Source organism: Frankia alni ACN14a, assembly GCF_000058485.1.
Taxonomy (GTDB): Bacteria; Actinomycetota; Actinomycetes; order Frankiales; family Frankiaceae; genus Frankia; species Frankia alni.
Map to the genome: position 1 here is coordinate 6,292,381 of NC_008278.1, position 26,152 is coordinate 6,318,532.

The following is a 26,152-nucleotide window of genomic DNA, read 5'->3' on the forward strand; positions in this document are numbered from 1 at the left end:
CGGTCATCCCTTCTCGAGAAACGCGGCACTGGCGTCATCGAGCGCGGCGTCAAGCAGCCGCCGCAGAGCAGGATGCCGATCCAGTTCGGGATCGGCATCAACCAGCCGGGTTGCCTCGGTGCGCGCCTCTCGGATCAGGTCCTCGTCTCTCAGCAGCGCCAGCAACTTCAGGGATCGGCGTCCCCCGGACTGAGCCGCGCCGAGTACGTCCCCCTCCCGGCGCTGAGCCAGATCGAGTCGAGCGAGTTCGGCGCCGTCGTTGGTCGCGGCGACCGCTCCCAGCCTGTGCCAGGCTGGCGTTCCCTGGTCCGTCGCTGTATGCAACAGACACCACCCGGGTGCGGTGCCGCGCCCCACCCGTCCCCGCAGCTGGTGCAGCTGCGACACCCCGAACCGATCCGCGTCGAGAACCACCATCACCGTTGCGTTGGGCACGTTCACCCCGACTTCGATGACTGTGGTCGCCACCAGCACATCGATCTCTCCCTGGGCGAAGCGGGTCATCGTGGCCTCCCGCTGCGCCGCCGGGAGACGGCCGTGAAGTGGTTCCACCCGCAGGCCCGCGAGTTCACCGTCCATCAACTGTGGCAGCACGTCCGTCACCGTCGCCGCCGGACGTCCCGTTTGCCCCGCCGGCTCGTCCGAGAGCGCGCCGGGGTCGTCGTCCAAGCTGTCCCCGCCGATTCGGGGGCAGACAACATAGGCCTGGCGACCGGCCGCGACCTCGTCACGGATCCGGCCCCACATCCGATCGGCCCACGAGCGGATGGCCGCGGGAACGACGAACGTGGCGATCGGAGAACGGCCGCTCGGCAACTCGGTGAGCTCGGATACCTCGAGATCACCGAAGACCGTCATGGCCACGGTCCGTGGGATCGGGGTCGCCGTCATGACCAGCAGATGCGGGGGTCGCCGGCCCCGCGCCCGCAGTGCGTCTCGCTGCTCGACCCCGAATCGGTGCTGCTCGTCGACGATGATCAGCCCGAGATCCGCGAAGACGACCTCCTCGTGTAGCAGAGCATGCGTCCCCACGACGAGACCGGCTGAACCCTCTGATATGTCCGCCAACGCTTCCCGCCGAGCGCGGGCGCCCATCGAACCAGTGACCAGGATCACACGAGTCGCTTGTTCATCGGCGCCGAGCTCACCGGATCGCGCGAGATCACCAAGCATCTCCCGCAGGCTCCGGTAGTGCTGGGCAGCGAGCGTCTCGGTCGGAGCGAGGAGAACAGCCTGGCCGCCCGCGTCAACCACGATGAGCATCGACCGCAGCGCCACGACCGTCTTGCCCGACCCGACCTCGCCCTGCAGGAGGCGGTGCATCGGCACCGGGCGCCCGATGTCCGCCGCGATGGTGGCACCCACCTCACGCTGGCCCGCTGTGAGAGGGAAGGGCAGTGCGGCGTCGAATGCGGCCAACAGGCCGTCCGGCCTGGCGCTGCGGGCGGTCGTCGCCAACGCTTGCACGTCGCGGCGGCGGCGCGCCAGCGCGACCTGCAGAACCAGAGCCTCGTCCCAGGTCAGACGCTTGCGCCCCGTAGCGACCTCGACGCGGCTGGAAGGCTGATGCACCAGCCGGTACGCCTCGGCGAGCGTGCACAGTCGATGCCGCCGACGCAGGTCCTCCGGCAGCGGGTCCTCAAGAGGGCCGAGGGAGTCCAAGGCCAGGCGGACGCATCTGGCCAAGGTCCAGCTCGGTACTTTGGCGGCGGCGGGGTAGATCGGCACCAGCGCGTTTGCGAACTGCGCGCCGGTGACGTCGCCCTCGACCTCCGACTCCAGCAGCTGGACCTCGGGGTTGGTCAGCTGGCGGTGGCCGCGGTACTCGTCGACCTTTCCGGCGAACAGCGCCGTTGTCCCAGCACGAAGGTCGCGTTCCCGCCAGCTCTGGTTGAAGAAGGTCAGAGCGAGTGGATGGGTGCCGTCCGTCACTGTGACCCGCAACATGGACCGGCGGCTGCCCCGCATCGGTCGGCGCTCGATCTTCTCCACCCGCGCCTGGACCGTGACTGTGTCACCGACGACCAGGTCGGCAAGATCCGTCAGTTCGCCCCGCTCGTGATACCGGCGGGGCAGATGCGCCAGGAGGTCACCGACCACATGCAGCTCGAGGCCCTCCGCCAACAGGGTGGCGGCCCGCGGACCGAGGAGTGACTTCAGGGGCGTGTCGAGGTCGACCACACCCAGATATTGCCCGAACCGCCGACGGCGCCAAGCTCGGTCGCCCCGTGCCCCACGACCGAGACCACATCGCCTGGGGTAACCTCAACCTGGTCTCTGCTGCGCGAGTTCTCCCGACCAGGCCATCAGGCTCACGGGATGAGTATGATCGCGGTCCTGACCGCCCGACGTCCCGGGCATACGCCGGGATCATTACTACTTCGACGGAGTGTTTCTCGTGTCTTCGGTGTGCGACGTCTGCGGCAAGGGGCCGGGCTTCGGTATGTCGGTCTCCCACTCCCACCGACGCACTCGCCGTCGCTGGAACCCGAACATTCAGACCGTCCGGGCCGTCGTGGGTGGAACCCGTCGGCGGCTGAACGTCTGCACCTCCTGCATCAAGGCGGGCAAGGTCGCGCGCGCCTGACGCGCTCTACGCCACTTCGTCGAGGTAGGGCTCGGGTTCGCTGACGAACTGATGCCCGGTCTGGCTCGTCCAGACATGGTGGCCTGGCACGGGTTGGCTCAGGGTCCAGATCCCGGCATGCTTCAACCGGTGGTGGTGACGGCACAGTGGATCCGTGTTGTCGACCCGGGTTCTCCCACCGTCCGCACGCGACGTCGTGTGATCAAGGTCGCAGTCTCGGGCTGGCTTGGAGCATCCTGGAAAGACGCAGGTCCTGTCCCGCGCGCGGATGAACCGGGCCATCGCCGGCGAAGGGTGGCGTCTGTCTCCCACCTCGAGTACCGATCCGTCGATGGGGTCGGTGACGATGCGCCGCCAGCTCGAACGTGAGCCGTGAGCGAGTTCGCGGGCAAGCTCCGCCGGGATCGGGCCATACCCCTCGAGCTCGCCGGGTGCGCTCGATAGCCCCATCAACGCTGCCAGGGACACCACGACCGAAACCTCGGTGGCGACCGGGCCGTGCCGCTCGCCCAGCACCAGATCAACCAGAACGTCGGCCCGTCGCTCACCGATACTGCGCTCGTCGTCCGGTCCTCCGGCGTCCCGGGCCAGCGCATCGATGTGTCGATAGGCGGCGACCATGCGATCCGCGGGCAGCAACGCCAACAGCTCCCCCATGCCGTCCTCCCTGGGGCGGGTTCGGACGTGGCGATCACGTTCGCGCCGGCGCCGACGCTGGTCCGCTCCGGCCGGGTCGACGGCGAGAACCGACCTGGTCACCGCCGATCGGAAGCTGGGGCAGCTCGCCCGCGCTCCGCGTGCCAGCACCCTGTTCTCGACCGTCCGAGCCTGGCTGGCGTCGAGGCTCTTCGTGACGTCGGCCATCGCCCTCACTCGGTCAGGATCGATCTCGCCGGACTCCAACGCCGCAAGTGTCTCGGGTAGCCGACTGACCACGGCCACTGCCAGCTCAAGCTGGCGCCCGGCGGCGGCAGGCGCGCAACGTGCGACGGCGGCGAGCTCGTCCCCGGCGAACTCGCTGAATCCCCGCTCCACGCCCTCCCGGTCGCCCGCGAGCGGCGGACGCAGCTGAGCGAATCTGGCCCGCACGCGCAGGCGCCACGCCTCGAGCCTCGCCAGTTCCCGGGCGATCCGGCCGTCGAGCTGGAGGCACTCTGCATCGCTCAGATCATCCACGGACCGCCCGAACACGGTGGCCGATCCGGGTGGCGGACTCGCCCGGTCCGCGTCCACTGATGCGGACCGGCCTGCGCGCTCACCCTCGGTGGACAGGGCCTCGCCATCTTGAGGAGTCTTGTCGACCCCTGACATCGAATCGAACATGTATTCGATTATGCACCACCGCTGCGGCAGCGTGGCTGCGACTCCCGCATCGACGTGGCCGGCGCAGGTCGGACGCAGGTCGACGCCGGCCATCGGGCCGTCCGTCGCCAGCCGGTCAGACCCGAACGGTGACGGCGCCGGACGCCGTCACCGGGTGCGGCCCCGGACCTCGGCCGCCGATCCGTTAGTGTCCCGGCATGGCAGGCACCAGGCGTCGGATTCGACTCGCCCTCCTGTTCGGCGGCCGTAGCACGGAGCACGCGATCTCCTGCGTGTCTGCCGGCGGCGTGCTGCGCGCGCTCGACCCCGACGTCTACGACGTCGCCCTGGTCGGCATCGACCCGTCGGGGCGGTGGGTCTTCATGCCCGACGCGAAGGCCCTCACGCCGGCAGACGGGGCGCTTCCGCAGGTCACGGCGTCTCGAGGGACGAGTGTCGTGCTTGCTCCGGACCCGACCGCGGCACGTTGGTACCCGCGCGATGGCGGGGAGTCCATCCAAGGCCCACTCGGGGACGTCGACGTGGTCTTCCCGCTTCTGCACGGCCCCTTCGGCGAGGACGGGACCATCCAGGGTCTCCTCGAGATGGCCGGGGTACCTTACGTCGGCTCAGGTGTCTTCGCGAGCGCGGCTGCCATGGACAAGCAGCACATGAAGTCCATGCTTCAGGCCGCGGGCCTGCCCGTCGGCCCGTACGCCGTGGTGCGGGCCGGCCAGACCCTGTCCGAGGCCGACCAGGACCGCCTGGGCCTGCCGGTCTTCGTCAAGCCGGCCCGCGGTGGCTCCAGCATCGGCATCAGCCGCGTGGATGCCTGGGCCGATCTGGACACGGCGGTCAAGACGGCCCGGGCGAACGACCCCAAGGTCCTCGTCGAGGCGGCGATCACGGGACGTGAGATCGAATGCGGGGTGCTCGGCCGGCTGGACGGGCCCGGTGCGCAGGCCAGCGTCCCGGCCGAGATCACAGTCACCTCGGCTACGGGCTTCTACGACTTCGAGGCGAAGTACGTCTCCGACCAGACCCGCTTCGACATCCCCGCGCGACTGTCTCCGTCGGCGCTGGCCCGAGTGCGGCAGGTGGCGGTGGCGGCGTTCGAGGCACTCGACTGCGCGGGACTCGCGCGGGTCGACGTGTTCGTCACCCCGGACGATCACGTGGTCGTCAACGAGGTCAACACGATGCCTGGCTTCACCCCGACGTCGATGTTCCCCAGGATGTGGGCGGCGAGCGGGATCACCTATCCGGATCTGGTCGACCGGCTCGTGCGGCTTGCACTACGTGACGGCGCCGGACTGCGATGACCGTCCGGCCGCCGGTCCCAGGGACGGCGTCGAGCGGCCGCCGGGGGTCACGGCGTCGTCGAGGCGCTGTGCGCGCGCACGGCCGGGCCGACGGAGACCAGGATGTCGAAGGGTTGCACCTCGCTCGACGCGGAGCCCGGCAGGGTGAGGACGACGTGGGGCGATCGGGTCGGAGTCGAGTACCGCACGGTCTCACCGAGCTTGTCCGCGAACCAACCGACACCATCGACCTCCGACAGCATCGAATCCGGTCGGTAACTCGCCGGCACCCCCGAGATTCCGCAGGTCAGGACGATCGGTCCGCCACCGTAGGCCGCCGCGGTGTCCTGTGGCGGATCAAGGTGACGCCGCTCGAGGCCGTGACCGAGCGAGGACGGCAACACCCGGATGAGGGCCGCGCAGGACGCCCGGTCGGCCGGCGCCGGCACCGGGACATTGGTCAGCCGGACCGGTCCCGGCCCACCGCAACCGGCCATCAACAGGCATGCCACGGCGCCGCAGGCGGTGAGTCCGACGGCCACCCGGCGCGGCGCCAGAACCAGGGGCCGGGTCCACGGCCGCCAGCCGGCGCTGCTCGAGGTGACCCGCCAGGCCGCCGCCGACCGGCACGCCCGTCGAGCGGCGAGCAGACGTCGACGGTGGTTGTCACGACCCACTTCTGTCACGACCGCTGCTGTCACGACCCACTGCTGTCATGTCCTGATTGTGGCCGTCGCAGAGGCCGCCCGCCGAGTGGTCAGCGACCCCACCGACAGCAGCCATCGCCGGCTAGTGGTCGGAGTCTGCCCATGATCCTCCCGGATCCCCGGGCGCATGACTGGCACGCGAACGATCGGCGGGCGGAGCGCCAGCACGGCCGCCGCCCCTGCCAAGGCGCGGGCCGATGGCCGTCAGAAGTGGACGACCGGACAGGTCAGCGTGCGGGTGATGCCGTCGACCGACTGCACCCTCGACATGACCATCTTGCCCAGATCGTCCACCGTGGGCGCTTCGGCGCGCACGATGACGTCGTAGGGACCAGTCACGTCCTCGGCCTGGGTGACCCCAGGGATCTGCTCGATCTCCTTGGCAACCGACGCGGACTTGCCGACCTCGGTCTGGATAAGGATGTACGCGTGGACCACAGACGCTCCCTCGTCGGACGTCAACAGCCCGTCGAGCAGAACTACGGGCCGACAGAAGGTAACAGGCAAACGGGCCGGATGAGAGCCTCTGAGGCCGAGGAATTTCTTCGACTCGACCGACGGGCGCCGGTCGACGCCCCCCCACACGCTCATCCGGCCCCAATCCTGGGGTCCGACGGCCCGACCTCGTACCCGATTGTGATGGCAACCACGATTCTCGCTACTGATAGTGAAGCCCGAGGAGACACATGAGGGTTCGGAGCGTCCCGTGATCGAATCCGCTCCCGTCGCCGCATCCCCGGTCGCCCCCCCGGCCGCGGCGCCGCCACGGGTACTGACCATCGCGGGTTCCGACTCGGGCGGCGGGGCGGGGATTCAGGCTGATCTCAAGACGATGCTTGCGTTCGGTGTCCATGGGATGAGTGCCGTCGTCGCCGTGACGGCACAGAACTCGCTTGGCGTCCATGGCGTCTGGGATCTTCCGGCCGAGGCGGTCCGCGCCCAGATCAGGGCGGTGGTGGACGACATCGGGGTCGACGCGGTCAAGACCGGCATGCTGTCCTCGGCGGCCCTGGTCGCCTTGGTCGCCACGGAGCTGGAGCGCGTGGGGGCGCCGATCGTGGTCGATCCGGTGGGCGTGTCGAAGCACGGCGATCCGCTGCTCGCACCGGACGCGGTCGACGTCGTCCGTCGGGAGCTCATGCCGCTGGCGACGATCGCGACTCCGAACCTGGACGAGGTCCGCCTGTTGACCGGTGTGGCTGTGCGAGACGAGACCGACCTGCCCCGAGCCGCTGCGGCGATGCTCGCGCTGGGGCCGCGCTGGGTACTGATCAAGGGTGGTCATCTCCCTGGTGATGCAGTCGATCTGCTGACCGACGGCTCAACGGAGATCCTCTTGCGTAGCCGTCGGATGGACCGGCGACACACCCACGGCACTGGTTGCACACTGGCCTCGGCGATCGCCTCGAGGATGGCGCGAGGAGATTCACCCACGCAGGCAGTTCGGGCCGCGAAGGAGTACGTCAGTGGCGCGCTCGCGGCCGGTTTCCCCCTCGGGGCTGGGATCGGCCCAGTAGATCACGGTTATCGTCACCGCAGGTAGCGGGCGGCAATCCGGGCCGAGCCGGCCCGTGTGATGTCTGGTTCAATCGCCCCGCCGCATGTGACCGAACGCATCCGCATCATCGCCGTGGGAGGTAGCCCGTGAGGGCGAACAGTGCTGCAGTGGCCACGCAGGGAGGGGCTACCCCGGGAGACACCACCCAGGCAGGCACCACCCAGGCAGGCATCACCCAGGCAGGCACCGACCATCGGTGGTACCGGATCAGCGGCGGCGTTCCGCTGCGGGGCTCGGTCGAGGCGTCCGGTGCCAAGAACTCGGTCACCAAGCTGCTCGTGGCCACCCTGCTCACCGCACAGCCGTGCACGTTGACCCGGGTGCCGCGGATCGCGGAGGTCGACGTCGTCCTGGGCATGCTCACGGAGCTCGGAACCCAGGTGGAATGGCTCGACGAGCACACGGTGCGGCTCACCACCGAACAGATCGTCGACGCCTCGCTGTCGGAGGCCTACTCCGGGGTGAACCGCATCCCGATCCTCATGATGGGTCCGCTGCTGCACCGCGTCGGCGAGGCCGTGATCCCGCTCCCCGGCGGGTGCCGCATCGGGAAACGACCCGTCGACTTCCATCTCGCCGGGCTGCGGGCGATGGGTGCGGAGATCGTCGAACAGGTGCGTTCCGTGCAGGTCAAGACCCTCGGCCTGCGCGGCACCCACGTCGCCCTGCCGTTCCCGAGCGTCGGCGCGACCGAGAACCTGCTGCTCGCGGCGGTGCGCGCGCAGGGCACCACGGTGATCTCCAACGCCGCGGTGGAACCGGAGGTCGTCGACCTCATCCTGTTCCTGCAGCAGATGGGCGCCCTGGTCGACGTGGAGGCCGATCGGACGATCGTCGTCCAGGGCGTCGCAACGCTGCGCGGCGCCACGCACGCGCCCATCCACGACCGGATCGAGGTGGCCTCGTTCGCCGCCGCCGCGGTCGCCACCGGGGGCCGGGTGGAGGTGATCGGCGCCCGGCAGGAACACCTGATGACGTTCCTGAACCACCTGCGCCGGCTCGGCGGCGAGTTCGAGGTGACCCCGCGTGGCCTGACGTTCTTCCGAGCCCGGCCGCTCAACGCCGCCCATGTGCAGACCGACGTGCACCCCGGCTTCATGACCGACTGGCAGCAGCCGCTGGTGGTGCTGTTGACACAGGCCCGGGGAGTCTCGGTGATCCATGAGACGATCTACGAGGACCGGTTCGGTTACACCCGCCAACTCGCGGAGATGGGGGCCGACATCGCGCTGTCGACGCTCTGCCTCGGCGGAAAGTCGTGCCGGTTCGCCGCACGCGACTTCGAGCACTCGGCGGTCGTGAGCGGCCCGACGCCCCTCACCGGCGGTGATCTTACGATTCCCGACCTGCGGGCGGGCTTCGCCTATGTGCTCGCCGCGCTGGTAGCGGACGGAACGAGCGTCATCCGCGGGACCAGGTTCCTCGAACGCGGATACGAGGACCCGATCGGCAAACTCCGCTCGATCGGAGCCCGCGTCGACGCCGATCCGGTACCCGCCCCCCACGCAGCCGGGCCCTTCGATCTGGCACCGATCATCACCGATGTGGTCGGTACTCCGGTCCCGGCTCCCGGCTCATCAGGTCCTTGACCGCCTCCAACGGCGGCAGCCCCTCGTAGAGCACCCGCTCGACCTGTTGCGTGATGGGCATCGAGACGCCGAACTGATCGGCCATGGCGAGCAACGGTCGACAGGACCGCACCCCCTCCGCGACCTGCCGCTGCTCCGCCTCCACCTGCTCCAGGCTGAGTCCGCGCCCCAGCTTCTCGCCGAAGGTCCGGTTGCGCGACAGCGGTGAGCCACAGGTCGCCACGAGGTCGCCGAGCCCCGCCAGGCCGGCGAAGGTCATCGGTTCGGCGCCCAGCGCGATGCCGAGCCGTGCCGTCTCGGCCAGGCCCCGGGTGATCAGGGAGGCGAGGCTGTTGGTGCCGAAACCCATCCCCTCGAGCATGCCCGCAGCAAGAGCGATGACGTTCTTCACCGCGCCGCCGAGCTCGCAACCCGTCACATCATGGTTGGTGTAGGGCCGGAAGTACGGGGTCCAGCAGGCGGCCTGGACGACTTCCGCCGTCCGGGCCGAGGTGCTGGCCACCACGGTCGCCGCCGGATGCTCCGCGGCGATCTCATGGGCCAGGTTCGGGCCGCTGACGACCGCGATCCGGTCCGGCGTCACTCCGGCGACCTCGGCGATGACCTGGCTCATGCGCAGCCGGCTACCCGCCTCGACTCCCTTCATCAGACTGACGTAGATCGCGTCGGGAGCGATCCGCGGTACCCAGCGACTGAGCACCGAACGCAGCGCCTGGGAGGGAACGGCCAGCACCACGAGCTCAGCGCCCGCCAACGCGCCGCCCGGATCGGACCTCGCCCGGATCCGGTCGGGGAGCTGGACGGAGGGCAGGTAGCGCGGGTTGACGTGCCGGTTGTTGATTGAGCGGACGACCTCCGGGTCCCGCGCGACCAGGTCGACCCGGGCGCCCGCATCCGCAAGGACCTTCGCGAAGACGGTCCCCCACGACCCGGCGGTCAGCACCGCCGCCCGCCTCACCTCGTCCTCCGGGGAGCGGCGCGACGACCGCCCTCGGTCGCGACGACGCGGGCTCCGCCCGGCCGGGCCGAGGCCGGGGGCGGGGCCGCGACACCGCTCGCGGCATCCTCGGATCGGTTGTTGGGATCGGCGGTAATGGTTCCCTCCGGATGGGTCACGGGACCGGCGTCGGCGTCCGGTGCGGCGAGCACCCCGACGCTGCGATGGCGTGCCCACCGCGTCCTCACACTCGACCGTAGACGCCGCTCTGGCGGGCATCGCGCAAGATGCGGCGCTCACCAGCGACGTTGCCACCCACCAGGGAGATTCCCACAGCTCCATCGCCAAGAGGCCACGCTCAGCGAAGGGCCGCGTCCGCCGCCCACACGATCAACGCGGGCAGCGATCGGAGGCGGACACTGGGGATACGCGTGCGGACGACGCTCACCCCACGACCAAGGCGAGGCGTCGGCCGATTCTTGCGATATCCCCTCGTCCTTCGCTGGCCATCGACCGGACCGGGGCGTGCGGCTCGCGACGCCACGCGGCGTCATGGCCTATGGTCACCTTCGTGTGGCTCCCACGAGGCGGGGCGTCCTGGACGGTCCTTCTGCCCCTGAAGAACCTGGCACGGGCGAAGAGCCGGCTGGACCGGCCGGACCGAAGCCTGCTGGCGCTCGCGATGGCCCTCGACACCGTGACGGCCGTGCTCGCCTCGGCAACCGATCTCGTCGGCGCCGTCGTGATCGTGACCAATGACCAGACGGTCCGCCGGGCGCTGTCGCGGTTGCGGGACCAGGGTGACGTCAGCGCCGGACACGAAGCGGGCCGGACGCCGGCCCGCGCGCTGTCGACGCAGGAGCGGGCCCGCCTCGTCATCGTTCCGGACACCCCCGATCAGGGGCTGAATCCGGCCCTGGCGCACGGCGCAGAGCTCGCGGCGGACCGCTGGCCAGGGCGTTCGCTGGCGGCCCTCTCCGGGGATCTGCCGGCGCTGCGGACCGCGGAGCTGCACCAGGCCCTGGCCGCCGCCGGCAGTCACCGCCGCGCGGTCCTCGCCGACGCCGCGGGCACGGGCACCGTGTTGCTCACCGCCACGACCGGGTCGCCGCTGGGCCCGTCGTTCGGACCGCTCAGCCACGATGCGCACCGTCGCTCAGGCGCCGTCGACCTGACCGACGCCCTCGGATCCTCGGTTCCCGGGCTGCGACGCGACGTTGACACTGTCGATGATCTCGCGCAGGCACGTCACCTCGGGGTGGGCGGTGCAACAGCGGCAGCGCTCCTGGTCGGCCAGGCGCCGGTGCCCTGACCAGGCTCGGCTGCCTGCCCGGCAGGGACCGCCGCGCAGGCGACGTCGTCAGCCGCCCAGGTCCGCCCCTCGCATGGGCCTGGCGGCCGGCAGCCGGCCACCGGACGGGGGCCACGGCCGGATCGGGGGGAGCGGCAGCGGACCCGGCCGCGCAAAGAGGAATCCCTGGCCCAGCTCGCACCCAAGCTCCTCCAGCTCGGCGATCTGGCCCTCGCGCTCGATGCCCTCGGCCACGACGACGGCGCCGAGCGCGTGTGCCAGAACAATCATGGAGCGGCGCATCGCCGCGGCCCGGCCCCCGTCCTGCGGCGGCTCCAGCAGCGTCCGATCCAGCTTCACGACGTCCACGGGAAGCAGGTGCATCGCGGCAAGCGTGCTGTTGCCCGCGCCGACGTCGTCCAGAGCGACGGCGACGCCCAGCGCACGCACCTCGTCGAGCACCTCGCGCGCACCATGCAGGTCGTCGATCCGGCTCGTCTCGGTGATCTCGACCACCAGGCGCCGGGGATCGAAGCGACTGGCGGCGAGCGCGCGGGCAACGCTGTCGAGCAGGGTGGTGTCGGTGACCCTGCTGGCCGAGACGTTCACGTGCAGGCGCAACGTGGAGTCCGGGTAGGCCAGCGCTATCTCGGCGCAGGCCTGGGTGAGGATCGTGTCGTCAAGCGCGCCGACGATGCCGCCGTTCTCCGCCGCGGCGACGAAGGTGCCGGGCGGCACCGGCCCGCGGCCCGGCGCCGTCCACCGGGCGAGTGCCTCCAGGGCGACGGGACTGCGGTCGCGCAGGCGCACGATGGGCTGGTAATGGACGTCGAACCCGGCCGATCGGCCACCCCGGCGCAGCGCGGTGGCCAGTGCGTCGGCGAGATGGGTGCCGGCGACGAGGTGGGGGCCGGCAGTGACGCACTGCCCGGGCCGATAGACGACCAGGCGGTTCTTGCCCGTCCGCTTCGCCGCGTGCACGGCTGTGTCGGCCCGGCGCAGCAGGGCCTCGGTCGTCTCCTGGGTGCGGCCGGCCACGACCAGCCCCACGCTGCCCCGTACGGCCCAGTGATGGCCACCCACCGACACGGGTTGGCGCAGGGCCGCGAGCACGCGTTCGGCAACCGTCTCGGGCAGCTCCCGCCCCCCGTCGAGCAGCACGGCGAACTCGTCGGAGCCCAGCCGGGCGACGGTGTCCGTGGCGCCCACGCAGTGTCGCAGGCGCTGGCCGACGGCACGCAGCAGATGGTCCCCGGCCGCATGACCGAGGCTGTCGTTGATGATGCGGAAGTCATCGAGGTCGCAGTACAGGACGGCGACGTCCCGACCGTCGTGACGGCTGGCGGCGAGGGCGTCGGTCAGCCGCCGGTGGAACAGTGTGCGGTTGGCGAGCTCGGTGAGCGGATCGTGGGACGTCCAGTGCCGCGCCTCGCGCTCGGCGTTCCCGACGAGGGCGATCAGTCGCTGGCTCGCCCGCAGGGTGACCATCTGCCGGACGAGGACCGCGGCGATCAGGGCCGAGCCGACCACGATCTCGACCGGGTCGAGCACGACACCTGCCCTCGATCGGTCGAGCATCAGCGCGGCGACTCCCGCGGCGGGCACATAGGGCAGCGCAAGACGCAGCCAGCCGACGAGGTCGCCGCATGGCCTGTCCCGGGCCGCCCGGACGCCGTCGCCCGCCCAACCCGCACGCCACGCAGCCAGGACGACGAGCAGAGCGCCGATCACCGCGCCAAGGCCCGCCAGCGAGCTCCCCAGTCGGCCGGCATCGCCGCCGACCTGCGTGCACCAGGCTCCGACCACGGCCAGGAACACCAGGCCGGTCCCGGCCGCGGCGACGGCCGGCAGGTCGACCGGCTGGCGAAAGCCCGCGACGTGCAGGACCGCGAGCGCCAGGACGAGGACGACGATCGGGTGCGCGACCATTATCAGGTGTCGCAGCACCCCGACGCCGCTTTCGCCCCCTGCGACGTCGGCGGCGTCGGCCTCACCGAGGCCGGCCAGGATGCCCGACCAGGTGAGCAGGAACAGTGAACCGCCAAGGATGATCTCGTCCAGAGCGGTGGACGGAACGCCGACGAGCCCGCCGGTGGACCGGAACCCTCCGCCCGCGCCTCCCCCGCCACCACCTCCCGGGTCACCATCGCCACCCGCACCGCCGGCCCCGCCGGCGGACCGTACGCCGTCGGCGAGGCGGCTCAGCCGTGTGCCTGCGCCGACGGGCCAGCCCGTCTCGCCCCGTCCCCCGCCCGAGGTCGAGGAGGCGAGCAGCGAGCAGCGGGCCCGGGAACGCCGCGCCCGGCTCGCCGGTACCGCAGCGAGCGCGGCGAGGGCCAGGACGGGCATGGCGAGCTGCCCGGCGTCGGCGAGGTACCCGACATCCGCGACCGACGGGCGGGCGGTGGCGAGCCGATCCCAGCGACGCAGGGTCCAGGCCGCCTGCCCCACGGTCCAGGCGGTCAGCGCGAACGCCAGCCAGACCAGCCAGCGGCCGCGGGGCCGGCCGAGCCGGCGCCCGGCCCATGCGCAGCTCAGCGTCGCGATCAGGCCGGCAGCGATTGCGGCGGCGTTGACGAGCATCCCCTGTCCCGCCCTTCTCCCCGTGCGTCGGCCGCCTGGGACAGAGGATCCTTGAGCGACGGAAACAACCAGGCAAATCACCGCATGTCATCAACAAGCGCGTGGACGCCCGTCGCCAAAGTAGCGCGTGACCGCTCTACCACAAAGAGTAGGTAGATGCCTCGCGTGCCGCGCGGTCCTCTCGGGCGTTCACCGTGGCGACCGTCACGCTCCGACCCCTGGAAGCGGCGCACCCCGACGGGGAATCACGACACGGGTTGGACGTCGACGACGGTGACCTGCTGACTGGCGGCCAGGGTCCCCCGCCCCGCTCCGGTGTACCAGCCGGACGTCGGCGCGACGTCGGAGTAGTCGCGGCCGACCGCGATCGTCACGTAACGAAGATCCGCAAGCCGGTCGTGGCACGGATCGTAGGCGACCGCGAGAGCGCCGGGTTCCCAGCTGGCCGCGCCGGTCGCCACCCCTCCCTCCGCGCCGGTCCGGGGAACGCCATCGGCCGCCCCATCGCTCATGACGACCTCCACCCAGGCATGCGACGGGCCGTCCCCGACGAGATGCCCGGACACATAGCGGGCGGGCAGCCCCGCCGCGCGGCACAGGGCGAGCATCACATGCGCCTGGTCCTGGCAGACCCCCGAGCCGCCGGCAAGGGCCTGGGCCGCGGTGGTCGTCACGTCCGTGCTGCCGGGGACATAGCGGATCCGGCTGTGCACCCAGCCGCAGAACCGGCGTGCCGTCGCCGCCGGATCGTCGGTGGCCAGGGCGCGGGCAGCCGCGGTGAGCGCGGCGTCCGGCGCGGTCAGTGGGGTGGCGTCGAGCAGCCGACGGCCGGCGAGCGCCGTGGCCCGCAGCCAAGGCCGGGCACCCCCGGCAATTCGGTCGACCGTCACGGTCACCTCGAAGTCGAGTCTGGGCGGTACCCGGTCGAGGCGCACCAGCGCACTGCGCGTCCCGTCGGCGCCACGTCGCCAGGTGGTACGCGCCGCGTCGGAGGAGACCGCCAGCCGAGCGTCGCGGACGGTCTGGTCGCCATGTCTATTCGGCGGGACCACGACGAGCCGGTGCACCAGATCAATGGCATCGCCGTCGTAGGTGTAGCGGAAGCGCTGCGTGACCCGATAGGTCACCCGCGTTCCAGCCGGCAGGGCGGTCAGGTCGATCTGTGCAGTCGGGTCGATCTGTGCAGTCGGGTCGATCTGTGCAGTCGGGTCGGTGAAGTCGGTCAGGTCGGCGGCAGCCGCCCCTGGATGGTCCCCGGCGGGCAGATCACCCCCGGACGCCGTCGGGGGTTGCGGCAGCGTCGCAGCCCCGCCTGGTTCGAACGGATCCGCCATCCTCACCCGAGGTCTCCCCGCTCCAGCACCAGCCCGCCATTGCATGTGATATCAGACACACAGCGCACACTTGACCGAGGAACGGCCACAAGGACCAGTTTCGAGAGGAAAGACCGGTCAACGGCGGATGTTTCCATCACGCTGCCGATCGTCGCCTTCGACTGTTTCCACGCCGTTAACCATGGCTCCCGGAACCCGACGCGCAACCACCGAGCGGCGACCAGACCACTACAACGGGCACGGATCGAACCGGTGGCCCGCCGTGATGCCCCCGATGCGTCATCACCACCGCCGTATCCGGACATCGTCCCGCGCTGCCGAGTTCACCGTCGGCTGGCACCATCTACAGGCATGAGCGAGCTGGTGGCGACCCGTCCAGAACAGCCTCAGCGCAAGGCCCGCAGCGGCCTGCTCGAACCTCTGGAGGCGCCCCGCCCGCCCGCGCCGTCCGATCTGCCGGCCGATCGGTTCATCAACCGCGAGGCGTCGTGGCTCGATTTCAATGCCCGGGTGCTCGCGCTCGCGGAGGACGTCGCCACGCCCTTGTTGGAGCGGGCCAAGTTCCTGGCGATCTTCGCCAGCAACCTCGACGAGTTCTACATGGTCCGGGTCGCCGGTCTGATGCGCCGCGAGGCCACCGGGCTCGCGGTCCGCTCGGCCGACGGCCTGAGCGCACGCGAGCAGCTCGACCTGGTCAGCCGGGCGACCGCCCAGCTGACGGAGCGGCACTCGCGCTGCTTCACCGACGAGGTCGTGCCGTCGCTGGCGCACGCCGGGATCAGCATCCGGTTCTGGTCCCAGCTCAGCGAGGCCCAGCGGGAACACCTGCACGACTATTTCCACGAGCAGATCTTCCCGGTGCTCACCCCGCTCGCGGTCGACCCGGCGCATCCGTTCCCCTACATCAGCGGCCTGTCGCTCAACCTCGCTGTTCAGGTCCGCGAGCCGGGCGGGGAGGTCGACCACTTCGCCCGGGTGAAGGTGCCACAGAACGTGCCGCGGCTGGTCGCCGTCGCGGTGGATCCGGCCGCGGACTTCCCCGCCGATGGCCCGACGCCGGCGCAGAGCGCCTGTTTCGTCCCGCTCGAAGAGTTGATCGCCGCCCACCTCGACCAGCTGTTCCCCGGCATGGAGGTGATCAACTCCCACCTGTTCCGGGTCACTCGCAACGCCGACCTCGAGGTCGAGGAGGACGAGGCGGAGGATCTGCTGCAGGCCCTCGAGCGGGAGCTGGCCCGCCGACGCTTCGGTCCCGCCGTCCGGCTGGAGGTCGACGACGACATCGATTCCGACCTGCTGGCGCTGCTCATGCGCGAGCTCGAGGTGACCGAACGGGAGGTACACCGAGTCGCGGGAATGCTGGACCTGTCGGCCCTGTGGGCCCTGTACGACGTCGACCGGCCGGAGCTGAAGGACGCGCCCCGGGTACCGATCACTCATCCTCGACTGATCACCGAAGAGGGGGAAACCCCCGACTTCTTCAGTGTGCTGCGCGAAGGTGACATCCTCGTTCACCATCCGTACGACTCGTTCACGACCTCGGTGCAGAGGTTCATCGAACAGGCCGCCGCCGATCCGCACGTCCTGGCCATCAAGCAGACGCTCTACCGCACGTCGGGCGACTCCCCGATCGTGGATGCCCTCGTCTCGGCGGCCGAGGCGGGCAAGCAGGTCGTCGTGCTGGTCGAGATCAAGGCGCGGTTCGACGAGAGCGCCAACATCCGATGGGCGCGGGAGCTGGAGCGGGCCGGCTGCCACGTCGTCTACGGTCTGATCGGGTTGAAGACCCACTGCAAGACCTGCCTGGTCGTCCGGCAGGAGCGCGGAGGGCTGCGCCGGTACTGCCACGTGGGCACCGGCAACTACAACCCCAAGACCGCGCGGCTCTACGAGGACCTCGGCCTGCTCACCGCCGATCCGGAGGTGGGCGCCGACCTCACCGACCTGTTCAACGTGCTCACCGGGTACAGCCGGCAGACCGAGTACCGATCGCTGCTGGTCGCTCCGCAGCACATGCGGGACGGGATCCTGCAGCGCATCTCCGCGGAGGCGCGGGCGGCGCAGGAGGGCCGTCCGTGCGGCATCCGCCTCAAGGTGAACAGCCTGGTCGACGAGCAGGTGATCGACGCGCTCTACCGCGCGTCCATGGTGGGTGTTCCCGTGCACTGCCTGGTGCGGGGTATCTGCGCCCTACGGCCCGGCGTACCGGGCCTGTCGGAGACGGTGCACGTCCGGTCGATCCTCGGCCGCTTCCTGGAGCACAGCCGGGTCCTGGAGTTCGCGTCCTCGGACGAGTTCTGGATCGGTAGTGCCGACATGATGCATCGCAACCTGGACAGGCGGATCGAGGCGCTCGTCCGGGTGCCGCATCCGGAGCGCCGCGACACCGTGCGCCGCATCCTCGATCACGCCTTCTCCGACGAGGTGTCCGGGTGGGTGCTGCAGTCCGACGGCCGGTGGGAGAGGCGGACGGCCGGACCGGACGACGTCCGGCTGTCGGACTACCAACACGACCTCATGGCGGAGGCCATGCGGCGCGGGCACCGGTAGCCCGGCGCCCGCACCGTGGATCAGTCGCCGCTCGCGGAGACGCTCGACTTGAACTCGGAGCCGGGCCGGAACTTCGGCACCACCGAGGCCGCGACGTGCACGGGCTCGCCCGTCGCCGGGTTGCGCCCGGTGCGCGCGGCCCGCTCGACCCGCTCGAACACGCCGAATCCGGTGATGGTCACCTTCTCGCCGCTGGCGACGGCTTCCTGAATGGCGTCGAACACGGCGTCGACGGCTTTGGTGGCGTTCGACCGTCCGCCCTCGATCTGCTGGGCGATGCGGTCAACCAACTGGGACTTGTTCACAACAACCTCCGGACGCCCCCCGCAGGCGCGGGGTGGGGAGCAGATCGGGCATCACACTGCGCTGCACCGTAGGCATCTCCACTGTCGAGGGCAATTCCCACGAGCGTGTCGCGTCACACAAACCCGCACGTCAACGGGTTCGAGCCAGTGGGCGACGGGATGCGTGCTGTACGGCCAGCGCGCAGCATCCGGTAGTTTCATCACGTTGAGTAACGATAGGCGTCTGTTTTTTTGGGCACAATGTCACGCTTTGGTAGCCAGCCGCCTCCGCCACCGTGGGACCAGCTCTGCTACGTAATCGACCAAACGCCACAGGCGATGACGGACGGGGCGGCGTCAGTCGGTAGTCGGCCGCCCACTCGGGCGGACCTGCCCATACATCGGCCCCGATGTTATTTTCATCACATCGGGGCCGATGGTCGAGTAGGGCGGCCGAATCGACTGTGCCGCAGTCCTGCGCCCGGCCGGCACGCAACCCCCCGGCGGAGCCGCTGCCGACGTCGCAGCGCCCGCCCGTGGCACTACACCGCCGAGGGCAGCCAGGCCGGCCGGGTCGCCTCGAAGCCGGTGATCAGCTCCTCGTGCCGCAGCGTCAGGCCGACGTCGTCGAGCCCCTCCATCAGCCGCCAGCGGGTGAAGTCGTCGAGTTCGAACGGGGCCACCAGTCCGGCTCCCCGCACCTCGCGCGCGGCCAGATCGACAGTGATCTCGACGGACGGGTCCTGCTCCGCGGCCGTCTGCAGGGTCTCGACCGTCTCCGCCGGCAGCTGAACCGGCAGCAGCCCGTTGCCGAGCGCGTTGCCCCGGAAGATGTCGGCGAACCGGGGCGAGATCACCGCCCGGAAGCCGTAGTCCTGCAGCGCCCACACGGCGTGCTCACGCGACGAGCCGGTGCCGAAGTCGGGGCCCGCAATCAGGATCGACGCCTCGGCGTAGGCCGGGTTGTTGAGCACGAACCCCTCGTCGGCCCGCCACTCGGAGAACAGACCGGCACCGAACCCGGTGCGCTCGATGCGCTTGAGCCACTCGCTCGGAATGATCTGGTCGGTGTCGACGTCGCTGCGCCGCAGCGGCACGGCCCGACCGGTGTGAATCGTGAACGCCTCCATCGCCGGAAACGCTCCCCTCTGGACGATGTCGTGATCGGATGGCGGTCGCGGTCGCGGGCACCCGCCGGTTCGACGGGAACGGCGACCACGCAGGCGCGGCCTACAGCTGAGCCGGGGCGGTGAGCTGGCCGGTGACCGCGGTGGCGGCGGCGACCGCCGGCGAGACGAGGTGGGTCCGCCCGCCCGGACCCTGGCGTCCCTCGAAGTTCCGGTTCGACGTGGACGCGCTGCGCTCCCCCGGACGCAGCGTGTCCGGGTTCATCCCGAGGCACATCGAGCAGCCGGCGCTGCGCCACTCCGCCCCCGCGGCCCGGAAGACCTCGTCGAGCCCCTCCGCCTCGGCCTCGGCCTTGACCTGCATCGACCCGGGGACGACCAGGGCCCGGACACCGTCGGCCACGCGTCGGCCACGCAGCACGTCGGCCGCGGCCCGCAGGTCGCTGAGCCGGCCGTTGGTGCAGGAGCCGATGAAGACCGTGTCGACGGTCACCTCGGACAACGGCGTTCCCGCCGTGAGTCCCATATAGGTCAGCGCACGTTCGACGGAGGCCCGCGCGGCCGGGTCCGCGTAGTCGGCGGGCGCGGGGATCAGCGATCCCAGCGGCGCCGCCTGGCCCGGATTGGTCCCCCAGGTCACGTACGGGGTGAGGCTCGCGGCGTCGATGACGACCTCCCGGTCGAACACGGCGTCGTCGTCCGAGGCCAGCGTGCGCCAGTAGGCCACAGCCTGGTCCCAGTCCGGTCCGGTGGCGGCGTGTGCCCGACCGGCGAGGTACTCGAACGTCGTGTCGTCGGGAGCGATCATCCCGGCCCGCGCCCCGGCCTCGATGGACATGTTGCAGACGGTCATCCGGCCCTCCATCGACAGGCCCCGGACCGCCGCGCCGCGGTACTCGATGACGTGCCCGGCACCGCCACCGGTGCCGATCCGGGCGATGATCGCCAGGATGAGGTCCTTCGCGGTGACGCCGGCCGGCAGGTCGCCGTCGACCGTGACCGCCATCGTCTTCGGGCGGCTCTGCGGCAGCGTCTGGGTTGCGAGCACATGTTCGACCTGGCTGGTGCCGATGCCGAAGGCCAGCGCCCCGAACGCGCCGTGGGTGGAGGTGTGGCTGTCGCCGCACACGATCGTCATCCCCGGCTGGGACAGCCCGAGCTGCGGGCCGACGACGTGGACGATCCCCTGGCCGGGGTCGTTCATCGGGTACAGCCGCACCCCGAACTCCGCGCAGTTCTTGCGCAGCGCCTCGACCTGGGCCGCGGAGATCGGATCCGCGATCGGCGCGAGCGTGTTCGTGGTCGGCACGTTGTGATCCTCGGTGGCGAGGGTCAGGTCGGGACGGCGCAGCGGCCGCCCGGCCAGCCGCAGCGCCTCGAACGCCTGCGGCGAGGTGACCTCGTGCACGAGGTGCAGATCGATGTAGAGCAGATCCGGTTCACCGTCGGCGCGGCGCACCACGTGGGCGTCCCAGACCTTCTCCGCGAGTGTGCGCCCCATGGCCCACTCCCCTCCCTGCGCCGGGCAAGCTGCCCGCGCGGTCGTCCGACTGTCCTGAGTTCGGGGTCGTGCAACGACCAGGTGCCGCGCCGTCGACCCGATCCTGCCATCTCAGCATCCTTGCTATCCCATTATTTGGGATGGCAGTATCAACTTATGGAACAGCCTAGCGGAGTCGGGGTCCTGGACAAAGCAGCACTCGTCCTGGCCGTGGTGGAGCAGGGGCCGGCCTCCCTCGCCGACCTGGTGGCTCGGACCGGGCTCACCCGGGCGACCGCGCACCGCCTGGCCAGTGCGCTCGAGATTCACCGCCTCGTCGGACGGGACGGCGCCGGCCGGTTCGTCCCCGGCCCGCGGCTGGCGGCCGGGGTGGCCACCCCGCTGCCGTGGGACGTGCTCGACCGAGCCGACCGGATCCTTACCGACCTGCGCGACGTCACCGGAGAGAGCACCCAGCTCTACGTCCGGCGCGGCGCGCTGCGACTGTGTGTGGCCGCCTCCGAACGGGCGAGCGGCCTGCGCGACACGGTGCCGGTCGGCGCCGCGCTGCCGATGACGGCGGGGTCAGGGGCGCAGGTCCTGCTCGCGTTCGCGGATCACCCCGCCCCCGACCTGCTTGCCGCCGCACCGTTCGACAGCACGACGCTCGCCCTGGTGCGCGAGCGCGGGTGGGCCGAGAGCGTCGGCGAGCGGGAGACCGGTCTGGCCTCGGTGTCCGCCCCCGTGCGCGGGGAGTCGGGGGCAGTGATCGCGGCGGTGTCGCTGTCCGGCCCGCTGGAGCGCCTGACCCGATCGCCCGGGCGCCGGCACGGGGCGGCCGTGCTCGCCGCGGCGGCACGGCTGTCGACATCGGCCGTCGACTGACGCATCCACCCGCCGTCAACCCCAGGCCACCGGAGATCGGCCGGCCGGCCCGTCCGGTCGGGCCCTGCGTGCGGCTGGCGTGACCACGCGGACACGTTTTCCCCGCTTGTCCTGGCTTTCTCGAGATTGCGGATGCCCCGATCGGGCCCCACAACCAAACGGAACGCGGACTACGCCCGCCGGGCGCATGTCGGCGTCCCGGTGGCACGGGTCTCCCCCGCCGCAGGCAGTGTCCTTCCGCCGTCGTAGCCTGTTCGAGTCGTCCGTCTCGGATGATCGGAGAAGTAGGCCGGATGACCCAGTGGGGTCATTGCCATCCAGCGAGCAAGCGATATAGGTCGCCCGCGCACTGGGGGCGCCCGTCCGGAGGACTCTTCCGGGTTCCGCATGGCCGGGCGGTCGCCGCCCGCGGGCGGCGCCGCCGTAGGTTCGGCCGCCTCGTGCGGCGCCAAGGAGGGACAGGGCGCGGTGCGCAAACTGGGTTCGCGGTACGTACTGCACGAGCTGCTCGGGCAGGGTACGACCGGCCAGGTCTGGCGAGGTGTCCGGGTCCAGGACGACGCCGCGGTGGCGATCAAGGTGCTGCGTCCCGAGCTGGCGGGCGACCCGGAGATCGTCGAGCGGTTCCTGCGGGAGTGGGATCTCCTCGTGGATCTCGACAGCCCCGATCTGGTCGCCGTCCGCGACCTCGTCAACGAGCCGGACGCGCTGGCCATCGTGATGGATCTCGTCGAGGGCCACGACTTGCGGGCGCACCTGCGCGAGTTCGGCCCGCGGCCGGCCCAGGAGGCGGTCCGGCTGGCGATCGGCACCCTCTGGGCGCTCGACAGCGTGCACGCCGCCGGCATCGTCCACCGGGATGTCAAGCCCGAGAACATCCTCATCGACACCTCCCAGCCCGACCGCCCGATCGTCCGCCTCACCGACTTCGGCATCGCCCGCGTGATCAGCACTCCGTCCCGCATCAGCGCGACCGGGCCGATCGGCACCCCCCTCTACATGGCGCCCGAGCTCGGCACCGGCGCCCCGCCGACCCCCGCCGCCGACGTCTACTCGGCGGGAGTGGTGCTCTACGAGCTCCTTGCCGGATCGCCCCCGTTCGACTCGACGAATCCCGCGGAACTGCTGCGGGCGCACCGGGAGGACGACCCGCAGCCCATCGCCGGGGTGCCGGCGCCGGTGTGGGACGTGCTCGTCGGCATGCTTGCCAAGTCCCCGCGGCGACGGCCGGCGAGCGCCGCCGACGCGGCCGACGACCTCAGCGACGCGCTCGAGGTGGGCCTGCGCGGCGCTGCGGGCGCCTCCGACAAGCGCGACCGGGCCGGCGCCGCGCGCAGTTCGGGACCCGGCGCGCTCCCCGACGAGGCGGCGCCGACCGGCGCCTTCCACCGGCGGGCCGGCGAGCGGCCGGCAGCACCGACCGCCACCCGGCGGGTGGTCCGGCCCGCGGCGGCCGTCGGGGCCGCCGCGGGCGCCGGTGCCTGGAACGACCTCGAACACACCCAGATCGCGGGCAGCCTCACCGCGGCCGCGACGAAGGTCAACGGCTGGAACGGCGGCGAGCCCGAGCACACCCGGATCGCCCCGGTGACCGGCACCCAGAGCGGCGATCGCGGCGGTTGGGACAGCGACGCGCCGACCGGGATGAGCCCCGCGGTACGCGTTCCCGCCCGCTCCGGTGGCCCCGCCGCCGACACGAACACGGTGATGTCGGCGATTCCGGCCAGCAAGCAGCCCGGAGCGTCCGGCGGAGCCGCCGGGGGCGGTTCACGGGCGGCGGCCGACCGCCGCCGGCGCACCCGGATCGCGGCCGGTGCCGGTCTCGTCGTCGCCCTTGTCGCCGGGGCCGGGGGCTGGGCACTCGCGTCCGGCGGCAGCACCGACACGGCGTTGTCCGCCGACCTCGCCGTCGAGTCCTCGGCCGATCCGAGCGCGGGCGCCCCGGCCGCCGGTTCCCCCGGTGCCGGTGCGCCCGGCATCGCGGTCGGCGTCGATGGAAGTGCCCCCGGAGCAGTCGCCGGCCGGCCCGGGGCGAAGGACACCCCCGCGCCCGGCGCGCACCCGTCGGCCGGCGCCTCCGCCGCGGCCACGACCCCGGCCGGCAGCCCGACCGCGGGCAGCAGCCCATCGCCATCGCCGACCGACGATGGCACGGCGACGGTCCCCAACACCGAGGGCAGCGCGGCCGACACGGCGGTGAACACGCTGAAGTCCGCCGGTTTCACGAACGTCAACAAGACCTTCGGCTGCTACAACACCGGCAAGGCCGACAACGTCGCCCATCAGTCCCCGAAGACCGGCAAGGTCGCCAGGACGACGGCCATCAGCCTCCAGGTCGAGGACTGCGCCCAGGTCCCGAACGTCACCGGGATGTCGGAGTCGGACGGCAAGTGGCAGCTCTACTGGGCCGGCTTCACCTCTACCGCGGTCAACGGCGCGTGCGCCAACGGTGAGACGAGCAAGATCTCCGGGTACGCGCCGACAGGACAGCGCGCCCGGCACTCCACCACGGTGACGCTGACGGTGACCTGCACCAAGCCGGCCCCGGCCCCGACGACGGCCGCACCCGCGCCGACCCCGTCGACAGCTCCCACGACGGCCACGAAGGCCTGACGCGATCGGGCGGGCCCCGGCACTCCTCCGCGGCCCGCCCGACTACCGGCGAAGCCGCGACTCCTGCCTCGCGTGCGGCGGGAGTCGCGGCCGACAGGTCCGCCCGTGCGGCGTGGTCGGCTACCCGGGACGGATCCCAGCTGCCGCCTCTCCGTCCGAACCAGATCGCGGTCATCACCGCCCCGGATCTCATCGAACACACGGCCGCCACCTGTTCGGCGTTTCGGCCGGCACAGGCGTGGGGGGTCAGGCCGCCGCTCAGCCGAGCTTGTCCATGGGCAGCGACCGGAGGTCGTCCCGGGCCAGCGGACCGCCGCCCAGCCGCCGCACGCGAGGCTCCTCGTCGTCCGCCCGGATGCTGCGGGGTAGCGGCATGGGCACCGGCAGCGCCGCCTCCGGCTCCGGCGTGAGGGCCGCGTGAGCGGTGGCCGCCCACAGGTCGACCTCGACGATGATCTCGCCGTTTTCCGACGACATCCGCAGCCGCCCACCGTGCACCTCGACGAGCCGCCGGACGACGTACAGGCCCATGCCGGCACCGTCGGTGGGCCGGGTGGCGGTGCCGTCCCGCTGCGTGAACGGTTCGAAGAGCTGGCGGATCGTGCCGGGGTCGAGGTCGGGCCCGGGGTTGCGGACGCGGAGAACGACCTCGTCGCCGACCCGACCCGCGATCAGCCGCACGGGCGCACCCGGCCAGGAGTGCACCAGGGCGTTGTCGACCAGGTTCGCCACCACCTGGATGAGGGCCTGCCGCGCCATCCGCACGGGTAGTTCGGGCGGCAGATCCACCGTGATGCTGCTGGGCGAGCTGGTGTACGACAGGTTGGCGATCACATGCCGGACCACCTCCGGCAGATCGGCGATGGTCGTCTCGTCCGTGCCGGTGGCCGTGGCGGCCGTCAGCATGTTCTCCAGCAGGCGAGAGAGCCGGTCGGAGTAGTTCACCGCGGCATCCAGCAGATCGTCGAGCTGGGCGTCGGAGAGCCGGTTGCGGCGCCGCTTGATGGTGAGCAAGTTCCCTCGGATTCCGGTCAGCGGCGTGCGGAACTCGTGCGAGACGGTCGCGACGAGGTCGCTGCGGATGCGGTCGGTCTCCTCCAGCCGGGCCATCAGGCTCTGCTGGCCCTCGTAGAGCTGCTGGCGGTAATGCTCCACCCGCCGCCGGGACTGCTCGTTGTAGTGCCAGAAGACCATCTGCGCGCAGGCGAGGGCGAAGATGAAACCCGCGTGCAGGCCGGCGAGCAGCCAGGCGTTGTCCAGCACCGCCGCGCCGGCGCTGACGATGTTTCCCATCGCCAGGTTCGCGACGAACACGAACGCGATGGCCAGCAGGTAGACCGTCCACTCCTCATACAGCGCGATCAACGCCACGACCACGAAGAAGTGGAAGTACATCGGGGTGAGGCCGTCGGAGATGTGCACGAGCACGACCGAGCAGCACAGCAGGCCGAGGCTCGCGGCAAGGGCACGGACCCGGCGCCGGCCGGGCACGACCGCGGCGGCGAACAGCAGGGCAGGCGGGCTGGCCGCCAGGAACCCGTGGGCGAGGCTCAGGTTCTGCCAGATTGCGTAGCCGACGATGACCGGCAGGTGCATCGCCAGCACCAGGCACATGAGAGTGTGCCGGGCCGTCCAGTCCTCGATCGGCAGACCGCGACCCTGCGGGAGCAGCGCGGTGAGGCGCCGGCCCATCCCCGGCTGCGATCCCCCGCCCTCGCCCTCCGGCCCCGCCGCCCCGGCCGAACGCAGCCGTCCGGCGCGGCGCGCGACGCGACCCGCGTGGGCGCTGCCGTGCCGGCGCCGGGCCCGTTCGGGCGTCGATGGACTGACGGTGGACATCCGCGCAAGTTTCTACCGTTCCAACCCGGGAGCACCATGGTTGTCAAGGGTGGTGTCGCATGGCGACAGTGCCCAGGTTTGACTAGGCCATCCGCACCACTCGGGACCGGGCTCAACGGAGCATGGCGCGAACCTTGGTCGCGCCGCCAGGCTGTGGTCCGCGAGGTGGCCCCAGGACGGCCGCC

Annotated in this window: 19 protein-coding genes; 8 read left to right on the plus strand and 11 right to left on the minus strand. The window is 71.3% G+C overall.

Going from position 1 to position 26,152, the window contains the following annotated elements; translation table 11 throughout:
- Positions 1-3: 3 nt before the first annotated feature.
- Positions 4-2,181: an ATP-dependent DNA helicase RecG gene (recG, locus tag FRAAL_RS25310; RefSeq protein WP_011606881.1), complete on the minus strand. Its 2,178-nt coding sequence runs from the start codon at positions 2,179-2,181 to the stop codon at positions 4-6.
- A 217-nt stretch (positions 2,182-2,398) separates the two neighbouring features.
- Between recG and rpmB the strand changes: the two genes are divergently transcribed.
- Positions 2,399-2,587, plus strand: a complete 189-nt coding sequence (gene rpmB, locus FRAAL_RS32135) for a 50S ribosomal protein L28 (RefSeq protein ID WP_055409184.1) — start codon at positions 2,399-2,401, stop codon at positions 2,585-2,587.
- A 6-nt stretch (positions 2,588-2,593) separates the two neighbouring features.
- Here rpmB and FRAAL_RS25315 read toward each other — a convergent pair whose 3' ends face one another.
- Positions 2,594-3,763 (minus strand): HNH endonuclease signature motif containing protein, encoded by a 1,170-nt coding sequence (locus FRAAL_RS25315; RefSeq protein ID WP_157892218.1) that lies wholly within the window; start codon positions 3,761-3,763, stop codon positions 2,594-2,596.
- Positions 3,764-4,107: 344 nt separating this feature from the next.
- On the opposite strand from FRAAL_RS25315, the gene FRAAL_RS25320 reads away from it, so the two are divergent.
- Positions 4,108-5,211: a D-alanine--D-alanine ligase family protein gene (locus FRAAL_RS25320; RefSeq protein ID WP_011606884.1), complete on the plus strand. Its 1,104-nt coding sequence runs from the start codon at positions 4,108-4,110 to the stop codon at positions 5,209-5,211.
- Between the two features lie 47 nt (positions 5,212-5,258).
- Here FRAAL_RS25320 and FRAAL_RS25325 read toward each other — a convergent pair whose 3' ends face one another.
- Together FRAAL_RS25325 and FRAAL_RS36445 are read right to left on the minus strand one after the other, a co-directional pair.
- Entirely contained in the window at positions 5,259-5,876 is a 618-nt protein-coding gene (locus tag FRAAL_RS25325; RefSeq protein ID WP_231861346.1) for a DUF3515 family protein, read from the minus strand.
- Positions 5,877-6,101: 225 nt separating this feature from the next.
- Positions 6,102-6,488, minus strand: a complete 387-nt coding sequence (locus FRAAL_RS36445; protein WP_256788535.1) for an Lrp/AsnC ligand binding domain-containing protein — start codon at positions 6,486-6,488, stop codon at positions 6,102-6,104.
- A gap of 115 nt (positions 6,489-6,603) precedes the next feature.
- On the opposite strand from FRAAL_RS36445, the gene thiD reads away from it, so the two are divergent.
- Both thiD and murA read left to right on the plus strand, forming a co-directional pair.
- A complete protein-coding gene (gene thiD / locus FRAAL_RS25335; protein ID WP_041939763.1) occupies positions 6,604-7,440 on the plus strand; it encodes a bifunctional hydroxymethylpyrimidine kinase/phosphomethylpyrimidine kinase in 837 nt (278 codons plus the stop codon).
- A 185-nt stretch (positions 7,441-7,625) separates the two neighbouring features.
- Positions 7,626-9,044 carry a UDP-N-acetylglucosamine 1-carboxyvinyltransferase gene (murA, locus tag FRAAL_RS25340; RefSeq protein WP_231861745.1) on the plus strand — a complete coding sequence of 473 codons (1,419 nt, stop codon included), beginning with the start codon at positions 7,626-7,628 and terminating at the stop codon, positions 9,042-9,044.
- Here murA and FRAAL_RS25345 read toward each other — a convergent pair.
- On the minus strand, positions 8,992-10,002 hold the full coding sequence (locus FRAAL_RS25345; RefSeq protein WP_173402706.1) for an NAD(P)H-dependent glycerol-3-phosphate dehydrogenase: 1,011 nt from the start codon (positions 10,000-10,002) through the stop codon (positions 8,992-8,994). The two genes, murA and FRAAL_RS25345, sit on opposite strands and share 53 nt — an antisense overlap.
- A 538-nt stretch (positions 10,003-10,540) precedes the next feature.
- Here FRAAL_RS25345 and cofC point away from each other — a divergent pair.
- Positions 10,541-11,293 carry a 2-phospho-L-lactate guanylyltransferase gene (gene cofC, locus FRAAL_RS25355; RefSeq protein ID WP_041939764.1) on the plus strand — a complete coding sequence of 251 codons (753 nt, stop codon included), beginning with the start codon at positions 10,541-10,543 and terminating at the stop codon, positions 11,291-11,293.
- A gap of 48 nt (positions 11,294-11,341) precedes the next feature.
- Here the strand turns inward: cofC and FRAAL_RS25360 are convergent, their stop codons facing one another.
- Both FRAAL_RS25360 and FRAAL_RS25365 read right to left on the minus strand, forming a co-directional pair.
- Entirely contained in the window at positions 11,342-13,855 is a 2,514-nt protein-coding gene (locus FRAAL_RS25360) for a putative bifunctional diguanylate cyclase/phosphodiesterase (protein ID WP_041939765.1), read from the minus strand.
- Between the two features lie 245 nt (positions 13,856-14,100).
- Positions 14,101-15,189 carry a transglutaminase family protein gene (locus FRAAL_RS25365; RefSeq protein ID WP_041939766.1) on the minus strand — a complete coding sequence of 363 codons (1,089 nt, stop codon included), beginning with the start codon at positions 15,187-15,189 and terminating at the stop codon, positions 14,101-14,103.
- Positions 15,190-15,540: 351 nt separating this feature from the next.
- Between FRAAL_RS25365 and FRAAL_RS25370 the strand changes: the two genes are divergently transcribed.
- Positions 15,541-17,739, plus strand: a complete 2,199-nt coding sequence (locus FRAAL_RS25370; protein ID WP_041939767.1) for an RNA degradosome polyphosphate kinase — start codon at positions 15,541-15,543, stop codon at positions 17,737-17,739.
- A gap of 20 nt (positions 17,740-17,759) precedes the next feature.
- On the opposite strand, the gene FRAAL_RS25375 is transcribed toward FRAAL_RS25370, so the two are convergent.
- The 3 genes from FRAAL_RS25375 to leuC form a co-directional block, all read right to left on the minus strand.
- Complete coding sequence (locus FRAAL_RS25375) at positions 17,760-18,044, minus strand: HU family DNA-binding protein (protein ID WP_009742300.1); 285 nt, start codon at positions 18,042-18,044, stop codon at positions 17,760-17,762.
- 521 nt (positions 18,045-18,565) lie between these two features.
- Complete coding sequence (leuD, locus tag FRAAL_RS25380; protein WP_011606896.1) at positions 18,566-19,153, minus strand: 3-isopropylmalate dehydratase small subunit; 588 nt, start codon at positions 19,151-19,153, stop codon at positions 18,566-18,568.
- Between the two features lie 100 nt (positions 19,154-19,253).
- Positions 19,254-20,651, minus strand: a complete 1,398-nt coding sequence (gene leuC / locus FRAAL_RS25385) for a 3-isopropylmalate dehydratase large subunit (RefSeq protein ID WP_011606897.1) — start codon at positions 20,649-20,651, stop codon at positions 19,254-19,256.
- Positions 20,652-20,807: 156 nt separating this feature from the next.
- On the opposite strand from leuC, the gene FRAAL_RS25390 reads away from it, so the two are divergent.
- Complete coding sequence (locus FRAAL_RS25390; RefSeq protein WP_011606898.1) at positions 20,808-21,515, plus strand: IclR family transcriptional regulator; 708 nt, start codon at positions 20,808-20,810, stop codon at positions 21,513-21,515.
- A 468-nt stretch (positions 21,516-21,983) separates the two neighbouring features.
- A complete protein-coding gene (locus FRAAL_RS25395) occupies positions 21,984-24,128 on the plus strand; it encodes a serine/threonine-protein kinase (protein ID WP_041940999.1) in 2,145 nt (714 codons plus the stop codon).
- 258 nt (positions 24,129-24,386) lie between these two features.
- Here the strand turns inward: FRAAL_RS25395 and FRAAL_RS25400 are convergent, their stop codons facing one another.
- Entirely contained in the window at positions 24,387-25,967 is a 1,581-nt protein-coding gene (locus FRAAL_RS25400) for a sensor histidine kinase (RefSeq protein ID WP_011606900.1), read from the minus strand.
- Positions 25,968-26,152 lie beyond the last annotated feature (185 nt).

What these genes read in the sequence shown, in the direction of transcription:
- FRAAL_RS25320 (WP_011606884.1), top strand. Translation starts at nt 4,108, where the DNA reads ATGGCAGGCACCAGGCGTCGGATTCGACTCGCCCTCCTGTTCGGCGGC.
- FRAAL_RS36445 (WP_256788535.1), bottom strand. Translation starts at nt 6,488, where the DNA reads ATGAGCGTGTGGGGGGGCGTCGACCGGCGCCCGTCGGTCGAGTCGAAG.
- cofC (WP_041939764.1), top strand. Translation starts at nt 10,541, where the DNA reads ATGGTCACCTTCGTGTGGCTCCCACGAGGCGGGGCGTCCTGGACGGTC.
- FRAAL_RS25360 (WP_041939765.1), bottom strand. Translation starts at nt 13,855, where the DNA reads ATGCTCGTCAACGCCGCCGCAATCGCTGCCGGCCTGATCGCGACGCTG.
- FRAAL_RS25365 (WP_041939766.1), bottom strand. Translation starts at nt 15,189, where the DNA reads ATGGCGGATCCGTTCGAACCAGGCGGGGCTGCGACGCTGCCGCAACCC.
- FRAAL_RS25370 (WP_041939767.1), top strand. Translation starts at nt 15,541, where the DNA reads ATGAGCGAGCTGGTGGCGACCCGTCCAGAACAGCCTCAGCGCAAGGCC.
- leuD (WP_011606896.1), bottom strand. Translation starts at nt 19,153, where the DNA reads ATGGAGGCGTTCACGATTCACACCGGTCGGGCCGTGCCGCTGCGGCGC.
- leuC (WP_011606897.1), bottom strand. Translation starts at nt 20,651, where the DNA reads ATGGGGCGCACACTCGCGGAGAAGGTCTGGGACGCCCACGTGGTGCGC.
- FRAAL_RS25390 (WP_011606898.1), top strand. Translation starts at nt 20,808, where the DNA reads ATGGAACAGCCTAGCGGAGTCGGGGTCCTGGACAAAGCAGCACTCGTC.
- FRAAL_RS25400 (WP_011606900.1), bottom strand. Translation starts at nt 25,967, where the DNA reads ATGTCCACCGTCAGTCCATCGACGCCCGAACGGGCCCGGCGCCGGCAC.